Source organism: Martinezella lusitana, assembly GCF_900094565.1.
Classification (GTDB): domain Bacteria; phylum Pseudomonadota; class Alphaproteobacteria; order Rhizobiales; family Rhizobiaceae; genus Rhizobium; species Rhizobium lusitanum.
The window spans coordinates 17160-30838 of record NZ_FMAF01000008.1 but is presented as its reverse complement, the minus strand read 5'-3'; the positions used below and the strand labels follow the sequence as shown (position 1 = coordinate 30838).

Sequence of the window (13679 nt, the reverse complement as noted above, 5' to 3'; positions counted from 1 at the left end):
CACCTTTGCGTTTGGGTAGGTTACGTTAGTCCGGACGTACGGATACTATAAGCCCCCCCGATCTCGTTCGGCACCCAAGGAGAATAAAAATGAAAATTCTGGCAACAGCGCTCGTCGCGCTGGGCATTGTCGCTTTGCCCGCAACTTATGCTGAGGCTCAAGATTATCATCGCTGGCATCATCATCGCCCTATGGTCGTTCAACATCACCAGCCTGACCATGGTTGGAATCGCCACCACGGCTGGCGTAACGACCGGCCATACCATCATCATCGCTGGGATAGGCGGCACCACAACCAGCCGCATTTCTCGCACGACTGACGATAAGCAACTGACATGTATAAACGGCGCCTTCCGGCGCCGTTTCTTATTGAGGCTACCGATGTCCGACCTTGGCAGGTTCCAGAGCGTGACCGGCGCAGGCCCATGTTTTTGCCCACTTTCTTGACGACGAACGTGTCCGGCCCCTTGCCGGGCACGGTGAGGCCGGAACCTCTCGAAAATACCCGCCATCTCCGGGCGTTTTGGAACAATCGGAGCGCAACCGCGTTTTATTTGCTGGTCTGGACAAGCGCGGATGATTCGAGCCGCGTCAGCGTCCGGCTTCCAAGGAGGCTGGAAATGAAAATTCTGGCAACAGCGCTCATCGCGCTCGGCGTAGTCATTCTACCCGCAACCCATGTCGATGCACGCCAACATCACCGCTGGCATCATCATCATACGGTGATCATCTATCGTCACTACCACCACCACTATCGACCCTATTACTATCGGCCTTATTCCTATTACCGCCCCTATTATTATAATGATTATTACCAGCCCTATTACTCCTTTGGCTTGTTCGGCTGGCCTGGCTATAGTCATGGCTGGTATGGTGGTCGGGGATACCATTCTGGTTGGTATGGTGACCGAGGATACCATCACGGATGGCATGGCGGCGGTGGCTGGCATAGATGGCGCAACCAGCCGCATTTCTCGCATAACTGAACATGCCGGCTGATATGCAAAACGGCACCTTCCGGCGCCGTTTTCCCAACGGATTACCTGCTGTCCGGCGTCATAAGCTCATGCCGGATTCAGAACATGAACGGCACGGGCAGCCATAAGATGCTTCACCTTCTCGCCATAGGCAGCCATATGCGCTGCGGCGGCGTGAGCCTTCAATGCGTCCATGCTCGCCCATTTCTCGACGACGACGAATGTATCAGGCCCGAATGCCGGATCGGCGCCGTCGACATCGACGACAGCCGTGTATTCGATGCAGCCATTTTCGGCGTGGACAGCCGGAACGTTCGCCTGGAAGGCTTGGAGCACTTCGGCCCGCTTGCCGGGCAGGGCGGTGAGGATGGCGAGAACGTGGATCATGATGATGTCCTTGAAACAATTGGATGATGCCGGTGAAAAATACCGGATGCCGCCGATTCCGCGACCGGTTTCGACCATTATCACAAAAAGACGACGCTCGAACGCTTGACTGTTCGGCTCAGCCCGAAAGCCTCACATGCGGTTGATATTTTTTGGATCGAGCGATCCGCTAAGCAGATGCCCGAATGCAATGATATTGCCCTGCAGGCGGCCGCGCCGGTCGATATAGGCTGGTGGATTGACTGCGCCGACGATATTCGAGGCAACGTTGCCGCCCATCAGCTTGAGCGCCCATTGCAACGACACGGAGCGCTTTTTCACAAGGTAAAGCGGATTGGCGACCTGGGAATATCCGAGACGCATGCCCGATGTGCGCCCCATTTTGACCCCGAGATGGACGCCGCGCAGCCGATTGAACCTGACGATCTTGCCGTATGGACGCAGCCTCCGGCACAGATCGACGTCCTCCTGCCAGGCATAAAGCGGCAAGGCTTCATCGAAATAGACACGATTGGTCAGGATGGGCTGCAAGCGGAAGATCATATTGCAGCCATAGGCATTGTGAGCGGCTTCGATCGATGGAACAGGATCAGGGGTCGCGTCCTCCTCGATGGCCCGGTCCGCTTCTTCCGCCGTCAGGCCCGGTCCGAGGATGCCGTCGCGGATGACCTCTCCGGTCGCCACGACAATCTCCTTGTCGGCCTCGAACAGCGCTTCCGTTTCGGCAAGATAGTTTGCCGCGGGAAAGAAATCGTCGTCAAAGAAGATAAGTGCATCCATGCCGGCGGCGGCATCGATGATCGCGTTGCGCTGCGGGCAGCTTCCCCGTTGAGATGAGACGATGCTCACGGGAAACGGCGCCGATTGCAATCGTTCCATGTCGATATCTTCGTCTGTGGCCGGGCAGAGGAAAAGGTGATCCGGCCTGCGCGTCTGCGCGGCAAGCCTGTCGATCATGCATGCCAAAATCGCTTTGCGACCGCATGTCGCAACCCCCACAGCAATCTTCATGGTGCATCCCCCAATGTCATCCAGAACGCACAGAAACATCAAAATCTGAATCTTTGGTTGTATTTATTACGCGGATTCAACGCATCGCTTGCAAAGCGATTTCCCGTGCCATGATCCGCAAACGAAGGATCGCCGCCGAGGTCCTGCGAAAGCCCGCGAGATGACCGGCGCGCCGATCATGGCCGAAGCGGATGGCGGCCCCGAATGCCTGACGCAAGCCATGAATGCCAAGAATTTTCGCATCCATGGTTTTCAAAGCGGGCCGTCTCTGCGGTCTTGGCCGAAGTCAACGTCGAAGGTATCCGCCAGCATGAACACGCGCGATTCAAGATTTCACTACAAGGGCGGCATGCCGCATACGCAACTCAGCCTGCACCATACGGAAAATGCCCGGCTGCTGCCCGATCGTGGCGAGCTTCTTCACCGGTTGCCGCACGGAGGCATCTGCGCGGAGATCGGCGCGGCCTTCGGCGACTTCACCGGGGAAATTCTTGAAAAGAACGCGCCACGGGAGCTCTACCTCATCGATGCATGGGATACGCCCCGCTACCAGGACGGTCTGGAGCAGATCAGGACGACATTCAGAGGGGCGCTGGAAAACGGCCGCCTGCATATCGTGCAAGGCTATTCGACGGTAAGGCTGGCGGAGTTTCCGAACAGCTTCTTCGACTGGGTCTATATCGATACCAATCATAGTTTCGAGACGACATGGGAAGAGCTGTCGATCAGCCACTTCAAGGTGAAGCAGGATGGGCGCATCGCCGGTCACGACTTTTGCACCGGCAACGTCGTCGACGCTATCCCCTATGGCGTGGTCGAAGCCTGCACCAAGTTCTGCAAGGATTTCCATTGGCAATTCGAATACCTGACCGTGGAATCCCAGGGGCACTTTTCGTTTTCGCTGAAACGGCTCTGAGTGCGTCTGATCTCGGTTTGCGGAACCGATTGTAGCCGCAGGCGATGATTCCGAAGAGGCTTACTTGGAAGCACCGGGTGTGTAAGGCTTGCACTTATAAGGTATCGAGCCTTCCTTATCACGAACGACCGCATTGCCTTCCGGATCGAGCTTCAAAGTCCAAGATGTTTGCAGGCCGTTCGAGCCCATAAAACCTCCCGTGAAGGTCACGTCGTCTCCTTGCCGGGTGAATCCGGTGACACCGCCAAGGTGGCGTTGATAGTCCTGCGAGCGCATGACGACGCCGACGAGAGCCGCTGATCCGGTGGGAGATGACAAACCGTATCCGCCATTGGGCGCGCACGGCATCATGTCGGCGATGAATGGGCCGCTGACGCAACTAAGGACGTGGCCGAACTGCTTTTTGGAATTTAGGTGAACATATACGTTATCAATACCGTCGCCCCTGCAGAGCATATGCATTGGCTTCTCCGCGGGAGCTGCTAATGCCATGCCGGTGGCTGCCAGATAAGCGGCGGCGGCGATTGCGTTCATGAGATTCATAGAGGCCTCCGATGGCAGCCATCATTAGCTTGCACGTTCGATAAGTCGAGTGCAGCCCATCTTGTTCTTGACTATCTTCGGTCCCTAAATTGGCCGCTTCGAATCGCGATATCGCGGCCACGAAATAGGGGAAACAGACACCTGAGAACGGCTGTAGCAATGTGTGGAAAGAGTAGTGCCTGGAAAAATGGTGCCGCTTGCAGGACTCGAACCTGCGACCCCATCATTACGAATGATGTGCTCTACCACCTGAGCTAAAGCGGCATTCAAGGGGCTTTGGTTCGGCCCCGCGATTTGCATGGCGCTGATACAGTCTATACGGCCAGATTTCAAGCGTCCAAATCGCCATTTCGCAAAAAAGCGAAAAGCCTGTGAAAAAACAGGCCGCTCCTTGCTCGTTCAAAGCGCCAGCCGTGCACGCGCCTGATGATATTCCGTCTCCAGCCGGTCCACCAGCGCCGCAACGGGCTCGATGGCCTTGACAGCGCCGATGCCCTGGCCGGAGCCCCAGATGTCCTTCCAGGCCTTGACGCCGGTCGTGGCCGCCTCGAAATCCATCTTCGAAGGGTCGGCTTCGGGCAGCTTGTCTGGATCCATCCCGGCGGCAAGGATGGAAGGTTTCAGGTAGTTGCCGTGCACGCCGGTGAAATAGTTGGAATAGACGATATCGGCGGCGGCGCCGTCGACGATCGCCTGCTTGTAGGCGTTGGCAGCGCGGGCTTCCTCCGTCGCGATGAAGGGCGAGCCGATATAGGCCATATCGGCGCCAGCGGCCTGGGCTGCAAGAATGGCGCCGCCGGTGGCGATGGCGCCGGCGAGCAGCAGCGGCCCGTCGAACCATTCGCGGATTTCCTGGACGAGCGCAAAGGGCGAGAGTTGGCCGGCATGGCCGCCGGCACCCGCGGCGACCGCGATCAGCCCGTCCGCGCCCTTGCGGATAGCCGAGTTGGCGTGGCGGTTGTTGATGATATCATGCAGCACGATGCCGCCATAGGAGTGCACTGCCGCATTCACCTCAGGCACGGCGCCGAGCGAGGAGATGACGATCGGCACCTTGTATTTCATGCAAAGCATCAGATCGTGTTCCAGCCGCTTGTTTGACGTATGGACGATCTGATTGACCGCAAATGGAGCTGCCGGCCGTTCGGGGTTTGCGGCATTATGTGCGGCAAGATCCTCGGTGATCATCGCCAGCCATTCATCGAGCTGGCTTTCCGGGCGCGCGTTCAGGGCCGGGAAGGATCCGACCACGCCGGCCTTGCATTGCGCCAGCGTCAGCGCCGGATGCGAGATGATGAACAGCGGCGAGGCCACGACCGGCAGCCGCAGGCGCTCGGTCAGGATTGAGGGGAGGGCCATGTACATCATCCCTTTCTTTGACGTTTACGAAAACGTCAAAGGAATAACAGATGTCTTTTTGAAGGGGAAGATGGTGCTCGCATGGAGGTGCAATCGGCGGCCTTATGGCCAAACCCGGTTAAATTCCTCGCAGATTTGGGGAGAGTCTTTAGATTTTATTTTTCCGCTTGAGATAATCTCCCAGCGCCATATCCGGAATCTTTCTCTTGGCCGGACGTCGAGCTTTCCTATCTGCTTCGAGAAGACCCGCTTCCTCATCGACCGTTTCATCGCCGCTCATTTGTGCGACCACGATATTAGAGGCATGTCGGCCTTGCCTATTGGATTGCGCCTTGAATCGTGGAATCGCCTTGCGCTTGGCTTTGTTGTTCTCACCATACGCATCCCGTCCGTCGCGCTCATAGGAAAGAAGCTTGTCTTCCGATGGAGATCGGCTTTCTCGGGTCTTTTGATCACTCATCCTTTTGCACCTCGTTGTAGGGACAAAGGCTATCATTCGAAAATCGATCATGTCGAGAGAGTTCCGCGCAGTCCGATGCGCCTTCCAGCCATCGCAATTGCGTCGTCTTTGACATTTATCCCCGCCCGAGTGCCTGTGGCTTTGGTCGGAGGCTTGCGTATTGACGGACAGGGCGTTACCGAATCCGGTTAACGAATGATAAAGACCGGGACCGTCTTGTCGGTAGAGTCTGCAGGTATGTTGCGAGTGAGAGTAAAGGACCTGATGTGAGCGGATTAGAAACGGCTATCAGAAGCGCGTTGGACCGGTCCGATCGCGCCAATCCGGAAATCCGGGCTCGCATCTATCAGTCGGCGCGGCAGGCTTTGGAAGCCGGCCTCCGCAAGCAGGATATTACCGATATCAATGTCGTCTCCGCCCAGCGTCAGCGGCTGGAAGCGACGATCCGGCAGATCGAGGCCGAGGAGCGCGTCCGCCCGGCGGAGGAAATATCGGTTTCGCCGCAGCTCGATGTCCCGCATGTTTCCCCGGCGGTGCCACGACCGGCGGCCGGGCAGCCGGCACAACAGCATGAACCGGTCATGAGCGTGCGCGGTGAAACCCGCAACCCCTCGCTTTCCGTCCACGCTTCCGCTCCGGTCGAACCCGAAACAGTCGAGCCCGCAGCACCGGAGAGCGATTTCGGTGATATGCGCGCAGGGCCGGCCGATCATCTCGGCGCCGATAGCGCCATAAGGCCGGCGACCGCAGCCGCACCGGCAGCGGCGCGAACAATGAATTTCAAGCCCGAGCGCGCTGCGGTTCGCCGCAAGCCGCGCAAGTTCTTCTCGCGCCTGCTGGTATTCTGCATTCTGCTCGCCTTCCTTGGTGTCGGAGCCTGGTGGATCAAGACTTCGGGCGTGTTCATGTCGGCGGCGCAGAGAGACACGAGTGTCCGCAATCCGCCGGCGCATATCGATTCGCAGGATTTCAGCGGCAGCAACAGCGACGAAGATACGTCGGGCGACGGGGATAGCAGCGGCCCTGCCAATCCGGGGCTGGCGACCATCGACCCGCAGAACAGCTTTTCCGAAGAGTGGGTCGCGATACTGAAGCCGACGGACGCGTCGAAGGTCACCGCCGGCGCGCAGGCGAAGGCTGAGAATATTTCGGAAAACGAGGGGCCGGCCGTGCGGCTGACCTCTCTCAGCAGCGGCGCGGATGGCGCGGCCTCGGTCCAGGTGCCTATCAATGTGCTGCAGCAGATGGCGGGCAAGCCGTCGACGATCGCGCTGACGTTACAGTCCACCTCGGACACGCCGACGCAGATTACCGTCGAATGCGACTTCGGCTCGCTCGGCAGCTGTGGACGGCATCGCTTTACGGTCAGCCGCCAGAAGACGGATGCGCTGTTTCAGGTCCGCTACGATCGCTCGCTGGCGCCGACGAGCCCCGGCCGCCTGATCATCAACAGCGACGTCGACGGCAAGGCCCGCGGCATCAACGTCTACGCCATCCGCGTGCTGCCCGGACAATAGGCCCGGGTAGCCCTTCCCCTATTTGAGAACGTCTGGACCCATGCCGAGGATCTTTTCGTCGATTTCGCCAATGGCCTTTTTGTCCTTGCCGTCATAGTCGAGCGTCAGCAGGATGTGACGGATGAGGTTCAGACGAGCGCGACGCTTGTCGTTGGCGCGGATGACCGTCCATGGCGCGTAATCGGTATGCGTATCCTTCAGCATGCGGTCGCGCTTTTCGCCGTAGTCCTTCCATTTCGGCAGGGCGGCTATATCCATGGAAGAAAGCTTCCAGACGGCGCGCGGATCGTGGCATCGGTCGTGGAAACGCTTCAATTGCATCTCTCTGCCGATATCCAGATAGAATTTGAAGAAGGAGATGCCATCCTGGACGATGAGCTTTTCCATCTGCGGCGCCTGCTTCAGGAACTGCTCGTACTGCTTCGGGGTGCAGAAGCCCATGACCGGTTCGACACCGGCGCGGTTGTACCATGAGCGGTCGAAGAGAACGAATTCGCCCGCCGTTGGGAATTGGGCGACATAGCGCTGGAAGTACCATTGCCCGGCCTCGCGGTCCGTCGGTTTGGTGAGCGCCACGACGCGTGCCAGGCGAGGGTTCATATGCGCCGAGGTTGCGGCGATCGAGCCTCCCTTGCCCGCGGCATCGCGTCCCTCGAACAGCGCCATCACCCGCTTGCCTGTCGCCTGCAGCCAGAACTGCACCTTGATGAGCTCGATCTGCAGCATCTCCAGCTCTTGCTGATATTCCTCTTCCTTGAGCTTCTTTTTGTAAGGGTAGCCGCCCGAAGTCAGCGCTTCGTCGTCGATCCAGCCCGGCAGCACGGGATCATCGACATCGAATATGCGCTTGCTGCCGCGGATATCCAGCTCCACGGCACGGCTCTTCGCTTGTTCTTCTCCCATATGTCAGGCTCCTCGGCTCTTTACGCTCTGTTAAACATGTCGCTTGGGCACGACAAAAGGCTCGCTGGGCAAACTGGGACTTTTATCCAATGGTTTCAAGCCCTTTGCGGGTTTCCTTCTTTGCCGGCTACGTTTATTGTTGTGAGTTATCGCCTTCTGTGGATAGAGCCGAATACTTCTGTCATGAATCCCGGTTAAGAGGCGGAATCCAGCATTCCGTAACGACAGACAAAGGGACGGGCGCAATTGGAAGACGAATGGTCATTTGTCAGGAGACTGGCGCTGCGGTTGCGGCAGGAGAGCGCTATGCTGATCCTGGCGACGCTGATCGCCGTACTTGCGCTCATCGAGGGCATCAATACCGGCGCTGTCTTTTGGATCTGGGCCATCGTCATGATCGTCGCGCTGATCCGGCCTCCGCTGGTGGAGCGGATCGTCGTGCCGTCGCGGGAGGAACCTCAGCCGATCGATCCGGAAGTTCTGCTGCGCATGGTTTTTGCGGGATTGGCTGCACTCGACATCCCGGTGCTGATCATCGATCGCGAGGCATCCGTACTGGTGCAGAACGCAGCCGTCGAAAAGGCCTTCGGCGCCTTCCCCGCGGGGGCGCATATCTCCTCGAAGCTGCGCTCCCCCGGCCTGCTCGACATGGTGCGCGAGACCATAGCCACCAACACGCCGAACCAGATCGAGCATTCCGAGCGCCTGCCGTCGGAGCGCGTCTATATCGTGCGCATCGCGCCGGTCGAGCTGCCGGAGGCCGATGTCGAGACCGGCTTCTTCCTGCTGTCGTTTCGCGACATATCGGAACTGCGTCACATCGATCGCATGCGCTCCGATTTCGTTGCCAATGCCAGCCATGAACTGCGCACGCCGCTTGCGTCGCTGCGGGGGTTCATCGAAACCATCCAGGGGCCGGCCAAAGCGGATCCGAAGGCACAGCAGCGCTTCCTCGGCATCATGCTCGACCAGACGACGCGCATGAGCCGGCTGGTCGATGATCTCCTGTCGCTATCCAGGCTGGAGCTGAAATCGCACATCGCCCCGGATCAGAAGGTCGATCTCGTGCCGCTGCTCGGTCATGTGCGCGACTCGCTGCTACCGCTTGCCGGCGATCTTGACGTGACGATCAATCTGCATATGCCGGCGGGCAAGGTGGAGGTGCTGGGCGACCGCGACGAGCTGGTGCAGGTCTTCGAAAATCTCATGGAGAATGCCTGCAAATACGGCCAGGAAGGCAAGGCGGTGGAGGTTACCTTGCTGAACGAGCCGGGCCAGGCGGTTGAGGTCGTCGTGTCCGACAGCGGGCCGGGAATTCCCGCAGAACATGTACCGCGCCTGACCGAGCGCTTCTATCGCGTCAATGTCGAGGACAGCCGCTCCAAAAAGGGAACCGGCCTCGGGCTTGCCATCGTCAAGCACATTCTGACCCGGCACCGCGCCAGATTGATCGTCAAGTCGGAAGTCGGGAAGGGAACGGACTTTACCGTCCGTTTCTAAGAACCCCCATAAATCGCCCATTTTTGGCGTGATTTATTCCATTAATTTCAAAGAGATGACCTGTCATAATTGTTTCACTCGCCTGACATAAAAGGGCGGTGCTTTGGCCGCTAAGAAAGTGATGCTGAACCAGGCGGATGTGGCATCCGTTACAGCGCTCTTCAGAGCTCGTCAGGGGGATTCATTATGAATGCTTTGAAATTGTCTATTCTTGCGCTGGTTGCATCGGCTGCCTTTGCTGGTGCCGCGACGGCTCGCGATCAGATTCAGATCGCCGGCTCATCTACGGTATTCCCGTATGCCAAGATCGTTGCCGAAAGCTTCGGCGAGACCTTTACCAATTTCAAGACGCCCGTGGTCGAGTCGGGTGGCTCCGGGGCCGGCCTAAAGGAATTCTGCAAGGGCGTCGGAACGGATTCCATCGACATCGCCAATTCATCGCGCCCGATCAAGGACAGTGAAATCGAAGCCTGCAAGGCTGCCGGCGTCGCTGATATCCAGCAGATCAAGATCGGCTACGACGGCATAGTTTTCGCTTTCGACAAGAGCAATCCGGACATCAAGTTCGAGCCCGTCGATCTCTATAAGGCACTTGCCGCCGAAGTGGTCGTTGATGGCAAGCTGGTTCCGAATCCCTACAAGAAGTGGTCGGAGATCAAGCCGTCGCTGCCGGATTTCGAGATATCAGCCTATATTCCGGGCGAGAAGCACGGGACGCGGGAAGTCTTCGAGGAGCGGGTGCTTGCCGCCGGCTGCAAGGCTTCCGGAGCGGTCGACGTGATCAAGGCAGCCGTTTCCGATGCCGGCCAGCAAACCAAGAAATGCGTCGCTGTACGCAAGGATGGCGTCGCAGTTGATATCGACGGCGACTATCCCGAGACGCTCGCCCGCATCAATGCCAACAAGCACGGCGTCGGCGTTTTCGGCCTGTATTTCTACCAGAACAATGCCGACAAGCTGAAGGTCGCCACCGTCAGCGGCATCGTGCCGTCGGGCCAGACGATCGCCGATGGCACCTATCCGGTGTCGCGTCCATTGTTCTTCTACGTCAAGAAGGCGCATCTCGGCGTCATTCCGGGCCTCAAGGAATATGTCGATTTCTTCACGAGCGATCAGATGATCGGACCGGACGGCCCGCTGGCGGAATACGGCCTCGTGCCCGCTCCGGATGGCGAGCGCGACCAGATCCGCAAGGACTTCGCCGGCGGGAAGATCATGTAAGTGCATAGAGACTATGCACCGGTGCGGGTTTGATCCGCGCCGGTGTTCGCCGGGGAGTGGGAATGAGCATATCGCTGCTGTTGTTGTGTCTGTCGGTCATTGGTGCCCTTGCCTTCGTGCTCGGGCGCGCGAGGGCGACTGCGATATCAGGCGGCAGGTCTTCCTCGATGCACTCCCGGCTCGGCTATCATGGCGCCTATGCTGCGATCTGGGCGGTGCTGCCGGCCCTGGCGCTCGTCTGTGTCTGGCTGATCGTCAGCCCGATTATTATCGATCGCCTGGTGGTCAAGTCCTTTCCGGAAGAGGTGAGAACCCTTCCGCAGGCGGAGCTTAACCTCAGCTATGGCATGGTGCGCAGCATTGCCCACGGCATGCGCCTGCTCGATGGCCAGGAACTCGCCGCGGTTGACGGCGGCGCGGCCGATCTCCAGTTGCTTCTGGCGCAGAAGGGCGTGCCACTCGCGGTCCGCCCAACGGGTTACATGATCGATGCAGCCAATAAATATAACGGCATGCGCGAAGTCAGCCGGATGGTGATGTCTGCATCGGCGATCCTTCTGTCGTTGCTTTGCGCGGTTCATGGCTTACGTGCCATCGCCCCGCGTTTTCGCGCCCGCAACCGTGTCGAGCAGGTCATCCTCGGCGCCCTGATCGTCGCCTCCTCCATTGCGGTGCTGACGACGGTCGGGATCGCCTTTTCGATGCTTTCGGAGGCGGCGCGTTTCTTCAGCATGGTACCTGCCCATGAGTTCTTCTTCGGCACTGTCTGGGATCCGCGCTTCACCGGTGCCGGCTCACAGACATCCGGAACTTTCGGCTTGATACCCTTGCTGGCCGGCACGATCTATATCGGTCTCGTCGCCATGTTGTTCGCGGTGCCGATCGGCTTGTTCGCCGCCATCTACATGGCCGAATATGCTTCGGCCCGCGTGCGCTCGATCGCCAAGCCCCTGCTCGAAGTGCTGGCCGGCATTCCCACGATCGTCTACGGCTTCTTTGCCCTCGTCACGGTCGGGCCGTTCCTGAGAGACATCTCGGCGGAGATCGATGGCCTGCTAACGGGAAGCTATACAAGTTTCATCGAGGCGCAGAGCGTCCTGACGGCGGGCTTCGTCATGGGCGTCATGCTCATTCCCTATGTCTCCTCGCTGTCAGACGACATCATCATGGCCGTGCCGCGGTCGCTGCGCGATGGCTCGCTCGGTCTTGGCGCCACCCGCTCGGAAACGGTCAAGCGCGTTTTGCTGCCGGCGGCACTTCCGGGCATCGTCGGCGCGCTGCTGATGACCGCCTCGCGGGCAATCGGCGAAACGATGATCGTCGTGCTGGCCGCCGGTGTCGCGGCTCGCATGCAGTTCGATCCCTTCGAACCCATGACGACGGTTACCGTGAAAATCGTCAACCAGTTGACCGGCGATCTGGAGTTCACCTCGCCGCAGACACTGGTCGCCTTCGCGCTCGGCATAACGCTGTTCTGCCTGACGCTCTGCCTGAACGTCTACGCGCTCTACATCGTCCGCCGCTACAGGGAGCAATACGAATGAGCGACATCGTATCCTCCTCGTCACAGAATATTCCGCGCGGGCTTACGCCGGGCGCCCCGGCGCGGCGCGATATCGGCATCAAGCGGCGCTATGCCGCCGAGCGCCGCTTTCGGGCCTATGGCATCGCCGCCGTAGTCTTCGGCCTGGTCTTCCTTCTCACGCTTGTCTCGACCGTGGTCCGCAACGGCTATACCGCCTTCGTGCAGACCTCGATAACCCTACCGATCGAATTCACCGAGAAAGTCATCGACCCCACCGGCAAGCGCGCCAGCGATCCGAAGGTGCTGATATCAGCCAACTATCCGGTCCTCATGCGCGATGCGCTGGTGAAGGCCTTGGGCATCGATCCTTCCGATCGCGTACTCGTGCGCGAAGCCACGACAATGGTGTCGGACAGTGCGCGGATTGCACTGCGCAACAAGATCATGGCCGATCCCTCGATCATCGGAACGACTGGGAATGTGACGTTCCTTGCGAGCGCCAATATCGACTCCGCCAACAAGGGGCAGATCGACCTGGCGGCCGACGAGAAGGATCGCAAGGTTTCCGATCGGCAGCTCGGCTGGATGAAGCAGCTGACAGCCAGCGGCGCGCTGCACGAAGCTTTCAACAGCGGTCTCTTCCTCTCGGGCAACTCGAGCCGCCCCGAGGCCGCGGGTCTCGGCGTCGCGCTGATCGGCTCGCTCTATCTGATGCTGACCGTCCTCGCGCTCGCCTTGCCCGTCGGTGTCGCCGCTTCGATCTATCTGGAGGAATTCGCGCCAAAAAACCGGCTGACGGATCTGATCGAGGTCAACATCAACAATCTCGCGGCGGTGCCCTCCATCGTCTACGGCCTGCTCGGCCTTTCGGTGTTCATCAACATGATGGGGCTGCCGCGCTCTGCCTCGCTGGTCGGCGGGCTGGTGCTCAGCCTGATGACGCTGCCGATGATCATTATTGCCACGCGCTCGGCACTGCGGGCGGTACCGCCATCGATCCGCAGCGCGGCACTCGGCCTTGGCGCGTCGCGCATGCAGATGGTCTTCCATCATGTGCTCCCGCTCGCCATGCCGGGCATCCTCACGGGCACCATCCTCGGGCTGGCGCATGCGCTCGGCGAGACGGCGCCGCTGCTTCTGATCGGCATGGTCGCCTTCGTCGCCAACTATCCGGCCTCGCCGCTCGATCCTTCGACGGCGCTGCCGGTGCAGATCTACATGTGGGCGAGCGAAGCGGAGCGGGCCTTCGTCGAGAGGACCTCCGGAGCGATTATCGTGCTGCTCTTCTTCCTCGTTGCGATGAATATCGGCGCGATCCTGCTGCGGCGCCGCTTCGAACGGCGCTGGTAGGGGAGGGCGA

General features: G+C 59.4%; 14 protein-coding genes and 1 tRNA gene. 8 read left to right on the top strand and 7 right to left on the bottom strand.

Annotation, left to right across the window (positions count from 1 at the left end):
• Nucleotides 1–89: 89 nt before the first annotated feature.
• Both GA0061101_RS38715 and GA0061101_RS17935 read left to right on the top strand, forming a co-directional pair.
• Nucleotides 90–320 carry a hypothetical protein gene (locus GA0061101_RS38715; RefSeq protein WP_131511987.1) on the top strand — a complete coding sequence of 77 codons (231 nt, stop codon included), beginning with the start codon at nucleotides 90–92 and terminating at the stop codon, nucleotides 318–320.
• Nucleotides 321–620: 300 nt separating this feature from the next.
• Nucleotides 621–986: a hypothetical protein gene (locus GA0061101_RS17935; RefSeq protein WP_234903696.1), complete on the top strand. Its 366-nt coding sequence runs from the start codon at nucleotides 621–623 to the stop codon at nucleotides 984–986.
• A 78-nt stretch (nucleotides 987–1064) separates the two neighbouring features.
• Here GA0061101_RS17935 and GA0061101_RS17930 read toward each other — a convergent pair whose 3' ends face one another.
• A complete protein-coding gene (locus GA0061101_RS17930; protein ID WP_037203333.1) occupies nucleotides 1065–1364 on the bottom strand; it encodes a putative quinol monooxygenase in 300 nt (99 codons plus the stop codon).
• A 132-nt stretch (nucleotides 1365–1496) separates the two neighbouring features.
• The gene (locus tag GA0061101_RS17925; protein ID WP_037203106.1) at nucleotides 1497–2375 is read right to left on the bottom strand and encodes a glycosyltransferase family 2 protein; all 879 of its coding nucleotides are present in this window, start codon (nucleotides 2373–2375) and stop codon (nucleotides 1497–1499) included.
• Between the two features lie 310 nt (nucleotides 2376–2685).
• On the opposite strand from GA0061101_RS17925, the gene GA0061101_RS17920 reads away from it, so the two are divergent.
• A complete protein-coding gene (locus GA0061101_RS17920) occupies nucleotides 2686–3291 on the top strand; it encodes a class I SAM-dependent methyltransferase (protein WP_047641209.1) in 606 nt (201 codons plus the stop codon).
• A gap of 60 nt (nucleotides 3292–3351) precedes the next feature.
• Here the strand turns inward: GA0061101_RS17920 and GA0061101_RS17915 are convergent, their stop codons facing one another.
• The 4 genes from GA0061101_RS17915 to GA0061101_RS17900 all read right to left on the bottom strand — a co-directional run bounded on the left by GA0061101_RS17915 (nucleotide 3352) and on the right by GA0061101_RS17900 (nucleotide 5653).
• Nucleotides 3352–3834 (bottom strand): hypothetical protein, encoded by a 483-nt coding sequence (locus GA0061101_RS17915; RefSeq protein ID WP_052224431.1) that lies wholly within the window; start codon nucleotides 3832–3834, stop codon nucleotides 3352–3354.
• 188 nt (nucleotides 3835–4022) lie between these two features.
• Nucleotides 4023–4098: transfer RNA gene (locus GA0061101_RS17910), tRNA-Thr, on the bottom strand.
• Between the two features lie 135 nt (nucleotides 4099–4233).
• A complete protein-coding gene (locus GA0061101_RS17905; protein WP_047641207.1) occupies nucleotides 4234–5193 on the bottom strand; it encodes an NAD(P)H-dependent flavin oxidoreductase in 960 nt (319 codons plus the stop codon).
• 148 nt (nucleotides 5194–5341) lie between these two features.
• Nucleotides 5342–5653 (bottom strand): hypothetical protein, encoded by a 312-nt coding sequence (locus GA0061101_RS17900; RefSeq protein WP_047641058.1) that lies wholly within the window; start codon nucleotides 5651–5653, stop codon nucleotides 5342–5344.
• A 266-nt stretch (nucleotides 5654–5919) separates the two neighbouring features.
• On the opposite strand from GA0061101_RS17900, the gene GA0061101_RS17895 reads away from it, so the two are divergent.
• Nucleotides 5920–7170, top strand: a complete 1251-nt coding sequence (locus GA0061101_RS17895) for a RodZ family helix-turn-helix domain-containing protein (RefSeq protein WP_047641057.1) — start codon at nucleotides 5920–5922, stop codon at nucleotides 7168–7170.
• An 18-nt stretch (nucleotides 7171–7188) separates the two neighbouring features.
• Here the strand turns inward: GA0061101_RS17895 and ppk2 are convergent, their stop codons facing one another.
• The gene (gene ppk2 / locus GA0061101_RS17890) at nucleotides 7189–8073 is read right to left on the bottom strand and encodes a polyphosphate kinase 2 (RefSeq protein ID WP_047641056.1); all 885 of its coding nucleotides are present in this window, start codon (nucleotides 8071–8073) and stop codon (nucleotides 7189–7191) included.
• Between the two features lie 306 nt (nucleotides 8074–8379).
• On the opposite strand from ppk2, the gene phoR reads away from it, so the two are divergent.
• From phoR to pstA, 4 genes are all read left to right on the top strand, one after another.
• On the top strand, nucleotides 8380–9573 hold the full coding sequence (gene phoR / locus GA0061101_RS17885) for a phosphate regulon sensor histidine kinase PhoR (protein WP_037203117.1): 1194 nt from the start codon (nucleotides 8380–8382) through the stop codon (nucleotides 9571–9573).
• Nucleotides 9574–9759: 186 nt separating this feature from the next.
• A complete protein-coding gene (locus GA0061101_RS17880; protein WP_037203119.1) occupies nucleotides 9760–10794 on the top strand; it encodes a substrate-binding domain-containing protein in 1035 nt (344 codons plus the stop codon).
• Between the two features lie 62 nt (nucleotides 10795–10856).
• A complete protein-coding gene (gene pstC / locus GA0061101_RS17875; protein ID WP_037203120.1) occupies nucleotides 10857–12338 on the top strand; it encodes a phosphate ABC transporter permease subunit PstC in 1482 nt (493 codons plus the stop codon).
• Nucleotides 12335–13669 (top strand): phosphate ABC transporter permease PstA, encoded by a 1335-nt coding sequence (gene pstA, locus GA0061101_RS17870; RefSeq protein ID WP_092574390.1) that lies wholly within the window; start codon nucleotides 12335–12337, stop codon nucleotides 13667–13669. The genes pstC and pstA overlap by 4 nt, the downstream gene beginning before the upstream one ends.
• Nucleotides 13670–13679 lie beyond the last annotated feature (10 nt).